Annotated in this window: 16 protein-coding genes; 4 read left to right on the forward strand and 12 right to left on the reverse strand. The window is 36.6% G+C overall.

What is annotated here, in order from left to right; genetic code table 11:
- Positions 1–166: 166 nt before the first annotated feature.
- The 7 genes from ACFILD_RS00825 to ACFILD_RS00855 all read right to left on the reverse strand — a co-directional run bounded on the left by ACFILD_RS00825 (position 167) and on the right by ACFILD_RS00855 (position 7,155).
- On the reverse strand, positions 167–1,315 hold the full coding sequence (locus ACFILD_RS00825) for an RIP metalloprotease (RefSeq protein WP_375631234.1): 1,149 nt from the start codon (positions 1,313–1,315) through the stop codon (positions 167–169).
- Between the two features lie 15 nt (positions 1,316–1,330).
- Positions 1,331–2,146, reverse strand: a complete 816-nt coding sequence (locus ACFILD_RS00830) for a phosphatidate cytidylyltransferase (protein WP_273790668.1) — start codon at positions 2,144–2,146, stop codon at positions 1,331–1,333.
- Between the two features lie 724 nt (positions 2,147–2,870).
- A complete protein-coding gene (gene frr, locus ACFILD_RS00835; RefSeq protein ID WP_273790667.1) occupies positions 2,871–3,431 on the reverse strand; it encodes a ribosome recycling factor in 561 nt (186 codons plus the stop codon).
- 37 nt (positions 3,432–3,468) lie between these two features.
- Complete coding sequence (gene pyrH / locus ACFILD_RS00840) at positions 3,469–4,188, reverse strand: UMP kinase (protein ID WP_273790666.1); 720 nt, start codon at positions 4,186–4,188, stop codon at positions 3,469–3,471.
- A 157-nt stretch (positions 4,189–4,345) separates the two neighbouring features.
- Positions 4,346–5,269 carry a translation elongation factor Ts gene (gene tsf / locus ACFILD_RS00845; RefSeq protein WP_375664638.1) on the reverse strand — a complete coding sequence of 308 codons (924 nt, stop codon included), beginning with the start codon at positions 5,267–5,269 and terminating at the stop codon, positions 4,346–4,348.
- Between the two features lie 102 nt (positions 5,270–5,371).
- Complete coding sequence (gene rpsB / locus ACFILD_RS00850) at positions 5,372–6,151, reverse strand: 30S ribosomal protein S2 (RefSeq protein ID WP_273788135.1); 780 nt, start codon at positions 6,149–6,151, stop codon at positions 5,372–5,374.
- Between the two features lie 167 nt (positions 6,152–6,318).
- Positions 6,319–7,155 carry a cell envelope integrity EipB family protein gene (locus ACFILD_RS00855; RefSeq protein ID WP_273790664.1) on the reverse strand — a complete coding sequence of 279 codons (837 nt, stop codon included), beginning with the start codon at positions 7,153–7,155 and terminating at the stop codon, positions 6,319–6,321.
- Positions 7,156–7,300: 145 nt separating this feature from the next.
- Between ACFILD_RS00855 and ACFILD_RS00860 the strand changes: the two genes are divergently transcribed.
- Together ACFILD_RS00860 and ACFILD_RS00865 are read left to right on the forward strand one after the other, a co-directional pair.
- A complete protein-coding gene (locus ACFILD_RS00860) occupies positions 7,301–7,762 on the forward strand; it encodes a RidA family protein (protein WP_375607219.1) in 462 nt (153 codons plus the stop codon).
- A 134-nt stretch (positions 7,763–7,896) separates the two neighbouring features.
- Positions 7,897–8,319: an HIT family protein gene (locus ACFILD_RS00865; RefSeq protein WP_375631236.1), complete on the forward strand. Its 423-nt coding sequence runs from the start codon at positions 7,897–7,899 to the stop codon at positions 8,317–8,319.
- A 7-nt stretch (positions 8,320–8,326) separates the two neighbouring features.
- On the opposite strand, the gene clpA is transcribed toward ACFILD_RS00865, so the two are convergent.
- The gene (gene clpA / locus ACFILD_RS00870) at positions 8,327–10,678 is read right to left on the reverse strand and encodes an ATP-dependent Clp protease ATP-binding subunit ClpA (RefSeq protein WP_375664639.1); all 2,352 of its coding nucleotides are present in this window, start codon (positions 10,676–10,678) and stop codon (positions 8,327–8,329) included.
- 6 nt (positions 10,679–10,684) lie between these two features.
- Positions 10,685–11,056 carry an ATP-dependent Clp protease adapter ClpS gene (gene clpS, locus ACFILD_RS00875; protein ID WP_273790742.1) on the reverse strand — a complete coding sequence of 124 codons (372 nt, stop codon included), beginning with the start codon at positions 11,054–11,056 and terminating at the stop codon, positions 10,685–10,687.
- A gap of 235 nt (positions 11,057–11,291) precedes the next feature.
- Between clpS and ACFILD_RS00880 the strand changes: the two genes are divergently transcribed.
- Positions 11,292–12,641, forward strand: coding sequence for a D-alanyl-D-alanine carboxypeptidase (locus ACFILD_RS00880; protein WP_273790660.1), 1,350 nt, complete (start codon positions 11,292–11,294; stop codon positions 12,639–12,641).
- A 32-nt stretch (positions 12,642–12,673) separates the two neighbouring features.
- Positions 12,674–12,952 carry a hypothetical protein gene (locus tag ACFILD_RS00885; RefSeq protein ID WP_273790659.1) on the forward strand — a complete coding sequence of 93 codons (279 nt, stop codon included), beginning with the start codon at positions 12,674–12,676 and terminating at the stop codon, positions 12,950–12,952.
- A gap of 1,799 nt (positions 12,953–14,751) precedes the next feature.
- Here ACFILD_RS00885 and ACFILD_RS00890 read toward each other — a convergent pair.
- The 3 genes from ACFILD_RS00890 to ACFILD_RS00900 all read right to left on the reverse strand — a co-directional run bounded on the left by ACFILD_RS00890 (position 14,752) and on the right by ACFILD_RS00900 (position 17,767).
- Complete coding sequence (locus tag ACFILD_RS00890) at positions 14,752–16,143, reverse strand: L-serine ammonia-lyase (RefSeq protein ID WP_375631239.1); 1,392 nt, start codon at positions 16,141–16,143, stop codon at positions 14,752–14,754.
- Positions 16,144–16,484: 341 nt separating this feature from the next.
- Complete coding sequence (locus ACFILD_RS00895) at positions 16,485–17,174, reverse strand: nitroreductase (protein WP_375631245.1); 690 nt, start codon at positions 17,172–17,174, stop codon at positions 16,485–16,487.
- A 206-nt stretch (positions 17,175–17,380) separates the two neighbouring features.
- A complete protein-coding gene (locus tag ACFILD_RS00900; protein ID WP_375631240.1) occupies positions 17,381–17,767 on the reverse strand; it encodes a MerR family DNA-binding transcriptional regulator in 387 nt (128 codons plus the stop codon).
- Positions 17,768–17,940 lie beyond the last annotated feature (173 nt).

The following is a 17,940-nucleotide window of genomic DNA, read 5'->3' on the forward strand; positions in this document are numbered from 1 at the left end:
AAGCTAACTGCCATAACAACCTTTTTACAGCTTTACAGCGAGACTTTTCATTCCTTAATTACTCATTATAATCTACAACGCCACAACATTTTGTAGACATGGTAAACAACCTTAAATTTGTTTTTGCTATTATTACTTAATTTATAAAGCGTTTTCCATAATTTAATTAGCTAAACCAACAAAAATAATCATTAAAAAAGACAAAGATCATAAAAAGGAGAAGAATGGAAAAACCTAAACGAAAAACAATTCCCTGAATTTTGGTAGATATTCTCCTCCCAGTAATGACCTCAATGACATGCAATAAAAGATGCCCACCGTCAAGCGGTAGAATCGGAAAAAGGTTAATAAGCCCAACACTTATTGAAAGAAAAGCTGCCAAATTCAACAAAGAGATAAAACCTGTCTCGCTCACTTTCCAAGCAATTTTAACGGTTTTAGAAGGTCCACTTAGCCGACAACGATCCTCTTTGCCTCCTATTAAACGACTCATAAAAAGAACGGTTTGAGTGGCGATAAACACAGTACGGTCTGACGCTTCTCTTACAGCTGTTACAAAACCATAGCGAATATGTTTTATATAAGTTGGATCTAAATGTGCTGGATTATTTAAATCAACAGGAACACCTACACCTATCATAGCACTTCGTGTTCGATTACCAAATCCATCATCTCGCTCAACGACTTTCGGGGTAATCATGGTTGTAAAGACTCGCCCCATGCGTTCTATTTTAAACTCTATGGGTTCTCTTCCATGAAAAGCTACATAATTCATCAAATCTTCAAAGCTTTCAACCCGTCGTCCATCCATTTCAACAAAACGATCACCTAATTCCAAACCGGATTGAAGAGCAGGGCTATCTTTTACCAAAGAACCAACAACGGGCTCAATGGCTACACGACCATAGATAAAGAAAAAAAATGTTAGAATAACAACAGTAAAAAGGGCATTGAAGAAAGGACCGGCAAAAACAGTTGCTGCTTTTTTCCAAGCATGCGCACTAGCAAATGAACCATCAACAATCAGAGATGATTGGAATGATTCCGTATCGATTTTTTCCTCATCCCCAACAAATTTTACATAACCTCCTAAGGGGATAAGTGCTAAACGCCACTTCGTGCCATGCTTATCTGTATAACTCGCTATTTCTGGTCCAAATCCAAGCGAAAAAATTAACGCCTTAATACCACACCACCGACCAATGAGATAATGCCCAAATTCGTGCACAAAAATGATAATCATAATGATGAAAAGAATACTCAAACTTCTTAAAAGAAAATCACCCATAGTGACGATATGATTTAAAAGTTCCAAACGATCTTCTCCCAATTAGATCATACTAAAAAGATTAAAAGGCGCATCCATATCAGACATAAATGAACCAATTAAATAAAGAAGAAAAGCTGCCCCTACCAATCCATCTATACGATCCATAAAACCACCATGTCCAGGCAATAAAGAACTAGAATCTTTAACAGAAAACCGTCTTTTGAGCCACGATTGCCCTAAATCACTCAATTGTGAAACAATTGATAAAACAAGTGTAAGGAGTGGCACAAAAAAACTAGCTAAATTTATATCAAAAAATCCAAAAGCAACCCATATACCACCGAAAACTCCGACAAATGTACCACCAAGTGCTCCTGACCATGTTTTATTAGGAGAAAATTGTGGTGCTAATTTAGGGCCCCCTAATGCACGTCCGATAAAATAACCACCAATATCTGTTCCCCACACTATCGTAAATAAGAAAATAACAACTTGGAACCCCAACATTTCATGATCCCGTAGAAAGCATAAAGCAACAACAGGAAAAGATGCATATAAAAAACCACAAAAAACCCAACCACTCTTTTTTATAGATATAATAGCCAACACCGCAGCCAAAACGATTAAAACACAAAAAATCAACGGAGCAGATACACTCAACACTAAAAAAAAGCCAAAGATCAAGTAAAAGATACTTGCTAATATTTTTTGTAAAACACACCACTTCTCTTTAGTAATACTCATCCACTCATAAAGAACAAAACCGCCAATACACCATACAAATAAAAAAAAGAAGTTTCCTCCCAACCATGTTAGATACAACGCAATAACGCCAAAAACAAAAGCTGTCAGAATACGATAAACCAAATTAGACAAAACAACATCCAAACAATAAAAATAGAAAATACAAGCCCTGAAATTAACGCAAGAAAAATTCCCCTACGCAGTGTTTTTATCTCATACCTGTATAATTTCTCTTATAATTTATCATAAATAATTCAGTCTACTAAGATAGCGCTTATGAGACTAATAATCAATGAAAACAGCTTCAAAAATCTCAGTCAAGATTAATCCTAAATATTTTTTTAATATTTTCTCAAATATAAAATGAAAAAGCAGCTACCTCTGCCCCATACAAATTAACTAATATAGGTTTCGTATAAAAACACTTTTCTATCAACTATTCGTCATTAAAAAACGAATTATGCCACATAACATCTGCTTGATCGATCATACCCACATGTTTTATAATGAGAAATAAGAGAAAGGTTAGGCTTAATATTCTTTCCCCAACCTTCATCTTAGAATATTTGAATAATTTCTAATAATGCTTTCATTATGCAGTTTAACAAAGACGTACTCAACTAAAAGCCCACACTATGCTGTTAAATAGTGTCTTCCAGCAAAGGGCATGATTTACCACGCAGATTAAAAAATTTAAACATCTGCCCTTTCAAATCAGTCTCTCCCATATCAAAATGATAGAATACCTTCCTGCATCACACCTTGCTATCACAGAACACACCACCCCTCCTATTATCCCTAGAAACAATTTACAGGCTTGGGAGTATAACATCCTTTTTCTAGCGACAAAACCGTCTTAAACGTGCATAATTTCAGATTCTTTTACGGCTAAAATTTTATCAATATCAGCAATAGTTTCATCTGTGAGCTTTTGAACTTTTTCAGACAAACTATGGGCTTCATCTTGTCCAATTTCACCATCTTTTTCTAACTTTTTCAAATTGTCCAGACCATCCCGACGGACATGACGTGTAGCAACACGCGCTTGCTCTGCATAGTGATGCGCAATTTTTACAAGTTCTTTACGGCGCTCTTCATTCAACTCAGGCAAAGGAATACGTAGATTCGTACCATCAGTTATGGGATTTAAACCAAGACCAGAATCGCGAATAGCGCGCTCTACAGCTCCGACCATCGTTTTATCCCATACAGAAACAGAAAGCATCCGAGGTTCGGGAACAGAAATATTAGCAACCTGATTTATATGCACAACAGAACCATAAGATTCAACGGTCAACGGCTCTAATAAACTGGCCGATGCACGTCCAGTCCGCAAACCACCTAATTCATGTTTAAAAGCCGTAATGGCACCATCCATGCGACGTTTCAGATCATCCATAATTGATGTAACATTCATATTTCTGTCTCCTTCAATTGTCCTTTGAAGCTTACCCTTATTCCGATACTATTGTAAAGCGTCCTGTTCCATTCAAGACCTTAGCCAAACCGCCTTTTTCATGAATGGAATACACAATAATCGGTACATTGTTCTCACGTGCTAAAGTGACCGCCGTTGAATCCATAACAGATAATCCCCATTGCAAAACTTCAACATGTGTTAATTGGTCAAAACGCTTAGCCGTAGGGTCTATTTTTGGATCTGCTGAATAAATACCATCAACTTGTGTTCCTTTAAGAAGGACATCCGCACCAATTTCTGCTGCACGTAAAGTAGCAGCAGAATCAGTGGTAAAAAATGGATTTCCTGTACCACCTGCAAAAATAACAACTTTTCCCTGATTCATATAAGCTATTGCTTTACGTTGCGAGAAACTTTCACAAATTTGTGGCATAGCAATCGCAGAGAGTACAACAGTTTCAACCCCTAATTTTGTCAAAGATGTTCGCAATGCTAAAGAGTTAATAGCAGTTGCAAGCATTCCCATATGATCACCTGTCACTCGGTCCCCACCATGCGAAGCAACAGCAACGCCACGAAAAATATTTCCCCCACCGATAACAACCGCAACTTCTATCCCCATTGTGCGCACTTCTGCAATATCAGCGGCAATACGGTCTACAACAGAAACATCAATGCCAAAATTCTGCCCTCCCATAAGAGCTTCACCAGAAGCCTTTAAAAGAATACGTTTATACGGAAGTGCTAATGCCATTAATAATCTCCCCAAAAGCCTATTTACTTTTTGCTTTTGACATCACGAAGGGCACCACTTTTTTCACGTGACGCCCTCTCAACAATTACATTGTTCCCCTCAGAGATTCTACAACCAACGATATGACTTTAAATCTCTGTTCAAGAGTTTGCAATAACTAGCCTTTTACAGCAGCAGCAACCTCTGCAGCAAAATCAGACTCCTCTTTTTCCACACCTTCACCTAATGCAAAACGAATAAAGCCTGTAATTTTTGCTGGAGCACCAATTGATTTCTCAGCATCCTTTAAAGCGGCCTCAACAGTTATATCAGGATTCATAACAAAAGCTTGAGAAAGCAAAACAACCTCTTCAAAAAACTTACGCATACGTCCTTCTACCATTTTTTCAATGATATTTTCAGGTTTTCCAGACTGACGTGCTTGATCTGAAAAAATTGCTTTTTCACGCTCAACAGCAGCAGCATCAACATCTTGAGCTGTAAGTGCTAATGGATTGGTTGCCGCAATATGCATCGCGACCTGCCGACCAAAAGCAAGAGCAGCTTCCTTATTTCCTGTTGTTTCAATCGCAACCAAAACACCAAGTTTTCCAAGCCCATCAGCCACACTATTGTGTATATAAGTCGCAACAACACCATTCTCAACAGACAATTTAGCGGAACGACGAAATGTCATATTTTCGCCAATTGTACCAATTGCATCTTTAATCGTAAGCTCTACAGTCTTCTCAGAGCCTGGATAAAGAGAAACAGAAACAGATTCAACATCCCCTGGCGTATCTAAGGCAGCAGTTGCTACTTTACGCACAATATCTTGGAATCCATCATTGCGTGCAACAAAATCTGTTTCAGAATTAATCTCAACTAAAACTGCATGTGAATCTCTTGATACGACTCCGATTAATCCCTCAGCTGCTGTACGACCAGCCTTTTTATCTGCTTTAGCTATTCCTTTTTTACGAAGCCAATCAACAGCAGCTTCCATATCACCATTGGTCTCTGCTAGAGCGGCTTTACAGTCCATCATACCAGCGCCAGATAATTCTCGAAGTTCTTTTACTTGTGCAGCAGTAATGCTCATATTTGCCTCTTTATTTTGTAACGGTGAAAGCGCGCAAAATCCCTCTGCACGCCTATAACTTCTTCTTTAGACAATAAAAGTACCTTAATTAGGCGTTTTATATTATTCAGAAACTTCTGAAACTGCATTTTCTTCCAAAATAGGCTCCACAGGTGCATCAACTTGAGCTCCTAAATCGATACCCATTGCTCCTTGCTGGCGTGCAATACCATCAAGAGCAGCACGGGCAAAAAGATCGCAATAAAGAGAAATTGCACGTGAAGCATCGTCATTACCTGGTATTGGATGTGTTACGTCATCGGGATCACAATTGGTATCAATAATAGCAATCACTGGAATACCTAAACGTTTTGCTTCTTGGAGTGCAATATTTTCTTTATTCGTATCGATAACAAAAATAAGATCTGGAACAGAACCCATATCTTTAATACCACCAAGCGCACGATTAAGCTTTTCACGATCACGTTCAAGATTTAAACGTTCCTTTTTGGTAAAGCCTTGCGCTTCAGCAGCAAGAATTTTATCAAGCTTCCGCAAACGATGGATCGAATTGGAAATCGTTTTCCAGTTTGTGAGCATGCCGCCAAGCCAACGTGCATTAACGTAATACTGGGCGGAACGATTCGCCGCATCTGCGATAATGTCAGATGCTTGCCGTTTCGTACCAACAAAGAGAATACGACCACCACGCGCTACAGTATCTGAAACAAGTTTAAGCGCTTGGTGTAAAAGTGGAACGGTCTGAGCAAGGTCAATAATATGGATATTATTACGCTGACCATAAATATAGGGAGTCATTTTGGGATTCCAGCGATGAGTCTGGTGACCAAAATGCACACCGGCTTCTAAAAGCTGGTGCATAGTAAAATCGGGTAGTGCCATAAATCTTATCCTTTCCGGTTCAACCTCCGCGGAAAAAGCAGAAAGACCTGCTACCGGCGGATGCTTGCTAGAATTTTCTCACAGATCATTTGCAAACACCCAGACTCCGCGTGTGGAATAGCGCAAACATACTAATATTTGATTCTTTTTCAAGTTATTTTCTTTAATCATTTAATATTTGCATTTTCACATTGATTAAGATCTTTTCCAAGTTCCAAGAATTCGAGACTGTTCAATTTTGCACGCACTGAAAAAGTTCCATAATCTATATGAAGATCACGCATGACACCATTCTCATGTAAGAGAAAACTGCTACGATAAACCGGCAAACCATCTTTATTTTCTCCATCATCAAAATAAGAAATTGTAACAGGCCAATATTCTTCTTCATCCAATTTTCTTACTTTTTCCGTTTCGCTATCAGATAAAAGCGTCTTCTTTTCCCCTATGACGATACTTTCTTTTATAACTTTATCTGCTTTATTTGTCCCATCAAATACAGTAACATTGTAAAAATGATCTCCTGCTTTTGCATGGCGGATAATATTTTTTAGTTGCATTATTGGAAATTCAGCCATTGCAAGCTTATACTCTTTTTCCTTTGGCTTTTTTAAGGTAACTGTAATACCATCTTGAGTACGCTCCGCAACCCCCTCGGCACGATGCACAACCTCTTCTCCCTCTTGATCTGTGATATTAAAACGAAATGTACGGCTGTCTCCTGTCTCATAACTCGTCGTCTGTTGATCCGTCAAACGTACTGGCATATCTTCAATGTGAACACGGCTAATGAAACGAAAACGTGTGCTATAGCCTTGGCATGCCGAACCAGTAAGCTCGTAAACCATTCGTCCTGACATCGCAGAAATTGTCATTTCATGAGAAACACTATCGAGATGAAAATCATAAATTGCTCGATGAGGCACAATAAAAATGGGTTCTTCAGCTCTCGCAGTACATAAAAAAACAATATATAAAATTATTATAAATAATGATCTAATCATTCCCAACTTCCGAACTTTATCCCAGTTGCATAACATCATACAATAAGGCAAAAAAGGCTAATTTCTCAATTAACCACACATTTTCTTAAATCAAAAAATAGATTATGCAATGAATATATTATAGAGTAGCTATGGAGTTAACATTATGACCAATATGATTGAAAAAAACTTAGAGAAGTTCGGAATCACTCTTCCTGAAGTAATCTCCCCCCTTGCCAATTACATCACCACTTCACAAAGTGGCAATCAGCTCTTTATTTCTGGACAACTCCCCCTTATTAATGGAAAACCAATAGCCATCGGTAAAGTTGGTGCAACTGTGAATACCGAACAAGCCCAAAAAGCATCCGAAGCTTGCGCTCTCAATATTCTCGCGCAACTCAAGGCAACTCTGGGTGACTTAAATAAAATAAAACGTGTGGTAAAAATTACTGTTTTTGTGGCTGTAGATTCTCATTTTACCGATATTCCTTTTGTTGCCAATGGAGCTTCTAATTTATTCGTCAATATCCTTGGTGAAATTGGAAAACACGCCCGTTCTGCTATTGGTGTTGCCTCTCTTCCTATGGATGTTCCTGTAGAAGTTGAAGCCATCATAGAAATCTAAACCTTCATTAAGACAGTGCACCATCCTAAATATAACTGAAGTCAAAATACTTCTTTGTCTTACACTCTGATAAACCTTGCATTTTTTCGTTTTTAAATTAGAATCTTAAACTTACAATAAAAGGAAATATTTGTATGAAACAAGCTTACGACAATAACAATATTTTTGCTAAATTGATTCGCAATGAAATCCCTTCTGTTCGTGTCTACGAAGATGATGATGTTATTGGATTTATGGATATCATGCCACAGGCACCAGGTCATACGCTGGTCATTCCTAAAAAAGGCTCGAGAAACTTACTTGATGCGGATACTGAAACATTATTTCCTGTTATTAAAGCTGTTCAAAAAATTGCAAATGCCGTCAAAAAAGCCTTTCAGGCAGATGGCATAACTGTCATGCAATTTAATGAAGCAGCTAGTCAACAAACCGTTTATCACCTCCATTTTCATATTATACCACGTATGGAGGGAATAGAACTTACCCCTCATAATGATATGATAACGCCTACAGAAATACTTGAAGAGAATGCAAAAAAAATCCGTGCTGCCTTATAACACACTCTTAAGTTGTTGAGCTTTTTTTTCCTACACGTTTTTTTGTAAAATTTTCCATTTTACTTTTCTTTGAACTTACAGATATATCGGAAGATGAAATTTCTAACTGTAAGCTTTCTTTTTTACCATTTGATTTTTGTGTCAATACGCGAACGATACCACCATTGCGTAACTTTCCAAATAAAATTTCATCAGCTAATGGCTTTTTAATATATTCTTGTATAACACGCCCTAATGGGCGTGCTCCCATCTGAGAATCATATCCTTTATTGGAAAGCCATAAAGTTGCAGAAGGGCTTAATTCAAAACAAATTCCCCGATCAGCTAATTGTGCTTCAAGCTGAAAAATAAATTTTTGCACTATCTGATTGATGATTAAATGAGATAAAGGTGCAAACGGAATAATTGCATCTAACCGATTACGAAATTCTGGTGTAAATAACCGATTGATTGCTTCTATATCCTCACCATCACGATGTACTTTCCCAAATCCAATAGCTGATTTTGCCATATCTGAAGCACCCGCATTGGTCGTCATAATCAAAATAACATTGCGGAAATCAATTTTCTTACCATTATGGTCTGTTAATCTACCATAATCCATTACCTGCAATAAAATATTAAATAACTCTGGATGCGCTTTCTCAATCTCATCTAGCAATAGAACTGCGTGAGGTTTCTGATCAACGGCATCTGTAAGGAGACCTCCTTGATCAAACCCTATATAACCTGGAGGTGCTCCGATTAAACGTGCTATCGTATGCCGTTCCATATATTCTGACATATCAAAACGCAATAATTCAATGCCTAAAGATGATGCAAGCTGTTTTGCAACTTCAGTTTTTCCTACACCTGTTGGTCCTGAAAATAAATAACTTCCTATTGGTTTATCCGGTTCGCGTAAACCTGCTCGCGCCAATTTTATGGATGAAACTAAGACGGAAATTGCCTGATCTTGACCATAAACAACATGTTTGAGTTCTCTTTCAAGCTTACTCAGTATCTTCTGATCATTCCGAGAAACTGTTTTTGGTGGAATTCTTGCAATTGTAGCAACAGTCGCTTCAATTTCTTTAACACCTATACTCTTCTTGCGTTGTTTTTGTGGCAAAAGCTTTTGCGCTGCGCCACTTTCATCAATAATATCAATTGCTTTGTCAGGTAACCTACGATCAATTATATAACGTGAAGATAATTCTACAGATGCCTTCATCGCCTGATCTGTATATTTAATCTGATGAAAATCTTCAAAGTAAGGCTTCATCCCTTGCAAAATCTTAATCGCATCTGTAACAGAAGGTTCATTAATATCAATCTTCTGAAAACGACGCTCTAAAGCACGATCTTGTTCAAAGAATTTGCGATATTCTCTATAAGTCGTCGAACCAATACATCGCATAGTTCCAGAAGATAATACAGGTTTCAAAAGATTTGCTGCATCCATATTTCCCCCTAATGTCGCTCCTGCTCCAATTAAGGTATGAATTTCATCAATAAATAAAATAGCATCTGGATACAGCTCAAACTCTTTAATAACTTGCTTTAAGCGTTCTTCAAAATCACCGCGATAACGTGTACCTGCAACAAGTCCCCCCATATCAAGAGAAAATATTGTTGCATTTGATAAAACTTCAGGTACTTGCCCATCAACAATGCGTTTTGCTAATCCCTCAATTATAGCGGTTTTCCCCACTCCAGGATCACCAACCAAAAGCGGATTGTTTTTCGACCTTCGACATAAAATCTGAATCATGCGTGAAATTTCTATTTCACGGCCAATTAATAAATCAATTTTTCCATTACGTGCTTTCCAATTGAGATCAACACAATAATTCGTTAAAGCACTTGTTCCTCTTTCACCATTATCCGAAATCTGCTGATCTAATTGCTCTTCAAGTCCTTCAAGTAACATGGATAACCCATCATCACGCGTGACACCCTGTGAAATAAAACGTACAGCATCATAGCGTGTCATTCCCATCTCTTGAAGAAAATATGCTGCATGGCTTTCACGTTCAGAAAAAATTGCAACAAGAACATTTGCCCCCGATACTTCATCTTTTCCAGCCGATTGTGCATGAATCACCGCACGTTGGATAACACGCTGGAAAAAAGCTGTAGGCTTTGTATCCTCATCAGCTCTAATCTGTTCATCTAACTCTGAGCGAAGATAATTGGTTAAGCGCTCTCGCAATTCCTCCACATCTACTTGGCAAGCCTGAATAACGGAATTTGCATCGGCATCATCTAACAGCGCAAGTAGAAGATGCTCTAATGTTGCATATTCATGCCGTGCTTGAGTAGCAATTGTTAATGCACGATGTAAAACCTCTTCAAGACTAGGTGTAAAAGATGGCATAGCTCCTCACTTCCATTCCATTACACATTGTAACGGATGTTCATTTTGACGCGCACATTCTCTCACTTGTAATATTTTCATTTCAGCGACTTCATAAGTATAAGTCCCACATTCTCCTATCCCATTGTGATGAACATTTAACATTATCCGCGTTGCCTCTTCGAAACTTTTTTTAAAAAAGTTCTTCAAAACAAAAACAACAAAATCCATAGGTGTGTAATCATCATTAAGCAAAAAAACTCGACATAATTTAGGTTTTTCGAGTTTTTCTCTAGCCTTAGGCATTATAACCGCACCATGCCTACCTTCATCCCAATTCTTGCCCTTTTCATTATGCATAATATGAGCTATAGAGTTTATTATGAGCGTCTGTCCCATTATCGTTTTCCATGCAGCACATTTTTTATTAATTTTAAATTCTTTCATAACTATTGCAATACCTGTTTGTATTAGAAAAAAATTTCCCTCTATGGTTAGACTTCAATCACTCACTCATAAAATAACTTCTGTAAACAAATTAGTAATACCATTCGTCTAAATTACATCAACAAATTACAGAAAAGGAAGCTTTATAGAAGTTTTTCAGGATAAATGGAGAAATAGGATACTGCAAGTGTATATTAATTATCAAAAAATTATGCGCTACTGTAAAACAATAGCAATTTCTTTTGTTGTGTTAGCTTTTTCTTACTGTTGGGCATCAGCCACACCTCAAGGCGCCTATCCTGATAAGTATGCGGCTATTGTTATAGATGCTACTACGGGAAAAACTCTATTTCAAGCCAATGCAACACTGAAACGTTATCCTGCTTCTTTAACAAAAATGATGACATTGTACTTACTCTTTGAAGCTATGCAGATGCGTCGTGTGACACCCAATACACCAATTCCTGTTTCACATTATGCAGCAATGCGTCCACCGACAAAAATTGGGTTTAAAGCAGGCCAAACAATTTCTGCAGAATCAGCAGCTAAAGCACTCATTACAAGATCTGCAAATGATGTTGCTGCTGCCATTGCAGAATATCTTGGAGGTAGTGAAAAAAAATTCGCTCAAATGATGACAGCAAAAGCTCATAAACTTGGCATGAAACATACACATTTCGCAAATGCTTCAGGACTTCCGGATGTGCGCAATTATTCTACAGCACGAGATATAGCGACTTTGTCATTAGCTTTACGTAAACATTTTCCCAAACAATATAAATTGTTCAAAACAAAAAGTTTTAATTTCCGTGGACATAAAATTAACAGCCACAATAAACTTGTTAAAATAATGAAAGGTGTCGATGGAATTAAAACAGGATACACACAAATGTCAGGTTCTAATTTAGCAACTTCGATGCGTCTTGAGGGGCGCTCTATTGTCGCTGTTGTTATGGGAGGAAAATCATCTACTGCACGTGACGAGCATATGGCTAGCTTATTGAATCAATATTTGCCCAAAGCAAGCCAAATGAAAAGTGGTGAACGTTTAATAGCTTCTGTACGCTATCACTTACCCACTGGCGCCAATACTCCTATACCAACCATTAAAGATGATTTAAGTAATTTTGACGATGAAATTTCGACTATGTTGACAGCATTTGCAGAACAACCTAAAAACTCCAACATCGCAATAACGGCTGTAAATAAGGTAATTATACCAATACCGAACCCTCAAAAAACTATACCGGTTGAGACTCATAAAATTGTAACAGCCTCTTTGTCCGAAAATGCCGGATGGGCTATCCAAATAGGTTCTCTTCCTAGTGAAGAACAAGCAAAAACTCTACTTTTAAAAGCAAAAAATATAGCTTTTTCTACTTTAAAGCACGCATCTTCACATATGCAACTGTTTGAAAAAAATGGGCAGCGTTATTACCGGGCGCGCTTTACAGGGTTTCAATCAAAAAAAGCTGCATTTGATGCTTGTTCTACATTAAAGAAAGCAAATTTTAACTGCTATACTGTAGCCTACTAAAAAATTTTGAATTCTGCGTTAAGGATAGTATTATGACAGATAATGCTTTTGCTTCATTCCATAAAAAAGAAATTTTATTGAAGCAATCATCCCTCCTTTCATTGCGTTCTCTTCACGATGCTGCTGCAAAACTTACTGGTTTAAAATATAATTCGACTGCATTAGATACACAATCTCTTGTTAACCTTCTCATTTGCCAAACAATGCGCAACCGTCGTCTCATAATGCCTCCTGTACGTATTCATTTACGCGTTGCGAGCCAAACTGGTAATGTGCCTATTAAAATCCGTCTAGGAGCAACAAATATTTAATTCTACAGACCATCTCTAAAAAACTATTTTATTATTAACCATTATCTATAGCCTTAGAAAACCCTTTGATAAACATACTTTTTTCTTAAATTGTGGAATTGTTTTGACAGCTTTTCCAACTATCCAATATCTCCAAGCCTTCAATAAAACCATTGTTAAGAACATAAAAAACATCCAATATTTTTCCACTTTTGGATTTAATATAAAAAATTATCCTTGATATCTTTTTGGAAAAATGAATAGCTTCATTCGATGAAAGCTTATCATTTTAGGAATTATTCTAAACGTTCAATAAAGAAAGTCCCTCTTACTAATGCTCCCCTGACAACATAAACGCTGTAAAAAATAATCTCACTCCTCTTACTTGCATTTCTTTCAACAGACAAAGCAAATTGGAAAATAAAAATACTACCGATGAAAAAACGTAAAAGAAATTATCAGATTAAATATTATGATAACGATTTCCATAAGATTTTAATTTATAATTATAATTTATTTTTTGCATATTGAATAAGAGATTTTCGTAAAATTCTCTTATTTTCCTTCTTATATTGAATCAGTCAAAATCGTCCGCCTGCTCATCACGAGAAAGATTGGCATATAAACTATTTAAAAAAGGAATCAAATATCCCTTATGAATTATTTCAAGTACGAGGATCTTTTGTAACATTGAACGTTGAAAAAAGGATGATAGTGCTGGTTTTCTCCCTTTATAAATAAAGATGCTAATACTCTATAGATTTTATACCATTCATGGAATGACTTACATTATACTACTCATATTCAAGATGCTGATTTATAAAGATAATTCATTATTTTGCATGTTAGATGATAATCTCGAATATCGTAAGATTCTCTCATTTGAAACTTGTTTATGTTGAATTAATAAAAACCGTTCTCTTGCATGTTATGGGCGAGATTAGTGTGTGGCGTAAAACTGTACCCAAAATACTCAAAATACCTATAATGAACCATTTCAAATGCTAAGGGCTTTGATCCCTGTACGGGGGGGCTTGGCAAAGTGTGCAATCATGCCCAGCGTACTCTTTTTATTAAGCATAAAGATGGGACAGCTCAATGGATTTACCGTTATTATATCATTCACGGGTGCCATCGCGAAATGAGCTTAGGAGCATTGAGAGATATTTTTTAAACGAACTCACGAACAAGTAACACGATAATGTTCTATTGTGTGCATTCTATTCTCATGAAAATTTTTATAAATATTTCCTAATGTATACGTTATTATTTATTTTAATTTTTTTGTCGGTACAGAATTTATAAATAAAAAAGATATTCCCAATATATCTTTAATTATTGTAAATTAGTGTTTCTTTTCAAGATATTTTTTACCATATAGGTAGCAAAAAACTTCACTTTTAAAAAATTAAAATCTTTAAAAATCTCTCTTTATCATAATTATTCAGATTTAAAATAAATTTTCCTTGGATACTCAGGTATAATCTTCCATTACTTAAAAGATATGGCTATGGAAACTTTTTAAAACCATAAAACCCAGCTAAAAAATAATGGTAAATTGATCACTAATTTTACTTTACGCTTTTTTATTTTTTCCATTTTAGGACAAATCAAACATATATCAACAATACACTCTCTCCAAACTTGCATCAACAGCTACTATTCGTTAAGAAAGCACTAAGCCATCTCAAATTTATTTTAAGCATGCTGCTGAATTAATTTGGAGTTTTGATTTATAAGGAACAAAAAACATAAGCTTTATCAGGAAATACGATTCTTCTCCAAAACGTCCAGTTATGGATTGAAAAATGTTCTAGCTCTTAACAAGATATTGCATTGACTGCAAGACCACCTTTACTTGTCTCTTTATAGCGTTCACTCATATCATGACCAGTCTGGCGCATTGTTTCTATACAAGCATCAAGAGAAACAAAATGATCTCCATTACCATATAATGCAAGAGAAGAAGCCGTTACCGCCTTAACAGCTCCCATTGCATTACGCTCAATACAAGGAACTTGTACAAGACCTGCAACAGGATCACATGTCATTCCCAAATGATGTTCAAGCGCAATTTCTGCCGCATTTTCAATTTGAGCTGGTGTTCCACCTAATGCTGCGGTCAACCCTGCTGCGGCCATTGAAGATGCCGTTCCAACTTCACCTTGACACCCAACTTCTGCACCAGAAATAGAGGCATTATGTTTGATAACACCGCCTATAGCTGCTGCCGTTAATAGAAAATTATGTATTCCCTCTCGATCTGAATCATCATTAAATTGAAGATAATAACGCAAAACGGCTGGGACAACACCAGCTGCGCCATTTGTTGGTGCTGTAACAACACGACCACCTGCTGCATTTTCCTCATTGACTGCTATAGCATATACCGAAAGCCAATCATTTGCCCAAAGTGGATAATTGTGATTTTTCCTTTGATTTTCCAAAAGCGTTTCATGCAGCTTTTTAGCACGCCTTAGAACACGCAATCCACCAGGCAACTCACCTTCTTGTGAAAGACCTCTATCAATGCAATTTGTCATCGCTGAAAAAATTTCATCAAGCCCTACATCAAGAGAAGAACGCTCTATCTTTGTTTCTTCATTTAAGCGCTTCATTTCAGCAATTGAAAGTCCTGATTTTTCTGCCATTGATAACATTGTACAAGCAGAATCGAATGGATATGGTACCTCAAATGCTTCTGGTTGTATATTATCATTCATATGGCTTAATTCATCCTCAGTCACAACAAAGCCACCACCGATAGAATAATAAATCTGCCGCAACAGAACATTCCCATCAGTATTAAGTCCTTCAAAGGCTAGTCCATTTGTATGTCCAGGGAGGATTTGCTTTCGTTCAAAAATAAGATCACATTGCACATCAAACTGATAAGCGGGATGGCCTTCTGGTTGCACTTTTTTTTCACGTATAACTTTTTCTAACAGAAACCCCATGCTATCAGGATCAACAGTAGAAGCTTTTTCTCCTAAAAGTCCTAATATGATAGCCCTATCTGTTGCATGACCAATACCCGTGAAAGCTAACGAACCATAAAGATAAACACGTATACGAGAAACTTGAATATCAGACGACTGAGAAAAATCTCCTATCTTTTGCAAAAACATATTAGCAGCTGTCATCGGTCCCATCGTATGTGAGCTAGAAGGACCAATCCCAATTTTAAAAAGTTCAAAAACAGATAGAAACACGTATCACCTCAAAACTATAGTACAGTTTGAGCATATATGCTTTTTCATAACGTTTCTCCCGTTTAAAATCAAATTGCGAGATAAACTAAAAAAATAACAGCAATAAACACGAATGTCGCTCGTCTTGCTACCACCCAACACTTTCTTTCTATAGTGTTTTCCATTAGCCAACCTTCAAAACGGGCAATGCCCCTAGAGTCACCACTCCTAATGTTCCAAGCGTAGTAAAATAAGTGTTAATATGCAATATTAAAATTCAATAAGGATGAGAAATCTTATCGGAAATATTTTTCATAATGCACTAAGTTCTTCAAAACGTATGCTTAATTGTATGAAATATTTTATGGGTATGTTTCAATGAAACGTACAAAGTTTTCTAACGATTCTCGTTCTGTTTCAAACTTGTTTTCTGGAGCACTCATATCGCGATAACCAAGTGCCATACCACAGATAATATGGCGATCAGAAGGAATAGATAAAAGCGTACGAATCTGTTTATGATAATCAGCAAAAGCAGCTTGAGGACAGGTATCTAATCCAAATCCACGTGCAGCTAACATAATGGTCTGCATAAACATACCCAAATCAAGCCAACTCCCCATTTCCATGTCGTGATCCATTGTAAATAAGAGTCCTACAGGTGCATCAAAAAATAAAAAATTTCGCGCCTTTTGATGAAGTATTTTTTCTTTATCTCCTTTTTGAATTCCAAGACTCTGATAAAGATCCAAACCAACTTTTCGACGCCTTGAAATATAAGGCTCACGCCACTGACGTGGATAATAACTATATTCACGCTCTCCTTTTACACCTGAAAGCACAAGTTGTGAAAGCTCTTGCCCTACTTTCTGTAATACACTTCCTGTAAGCACAATCACTTGCCATGGCTGAATATTTGTTCCAGATGGTGCACGTGCTGCAAGTTTTAAGATTTCTTTGATTGTTTCCAAACTAACTGGCTGATCAGTAAAAGCGCGAATTGACTTTCGTGACAAAATAGATTGAAAAACACTCATAGGAGAAACTGTCATTGTTTTTACTTTCTTTATGAAAAATAATTTTTTCTTATCAAGGACAATATACTGCGAAAATACCTTTGCAGCTTTTTCAAACACTCTATTTCTTTAAATGACTTACACATTTCACGCAGTGTTAAATATCCCCCTTAGAGATAGTATAACCTATCCCTTTTAAGAGAAAGAAAATTGTCTAAAAGTAGACAAAATAAATTTTATAATCAATGACTAACCCCCAACTCCGCTAAGCTCTCAAAAAAACTCTCCTCAATTCGTTCTAAATCCTGTAGAAGATCATCAACATCATGCTGCATCTGCTTTAAATCAGCTCGTTTTTTATGAATTCCTGCAATTAATTTCTTAAGCTTTTTCTCATCATCTGGTGGTTTTCCAACTATTGTCAACATATCAGATATTTCAGACAACGAAAATTTAACTCTTTTAGCACGCAGTATTTGCTTTAACTTATGACGATCCGTTTGTGTATAAAGCCGTGTACTTCCACGCCGAAAAGGACTAAGAAGTCCCTCTTCTTCATAATAACGCAAAGTTCGAGCTGTTATTGAAAACTCACGTGTTAATTTTCCAATTGAATAATATTCGTACATTTTATCATTCTGTCTGCATAGATCACATTGTTATAAGAAATGTGTCTATTTTTTATAAAAAACTTAGTAAGCACCCTAATCTCTATTTTCCTGCATTCTAATTTATAAGAAAATACATTCTTATCATACAAGCATTGTATAGTAGAGAATCAATTATTTTTTAGATTACAGAA

This window comes from Bartonella sp. CL162QHHD, assembly GCF_042195435.1.
Classification (GTDB): Bacteria; Pseudomonadota; Alphaproteobacteria; order Rhizobiales; family Rhizobiaceae; genus Bartonella.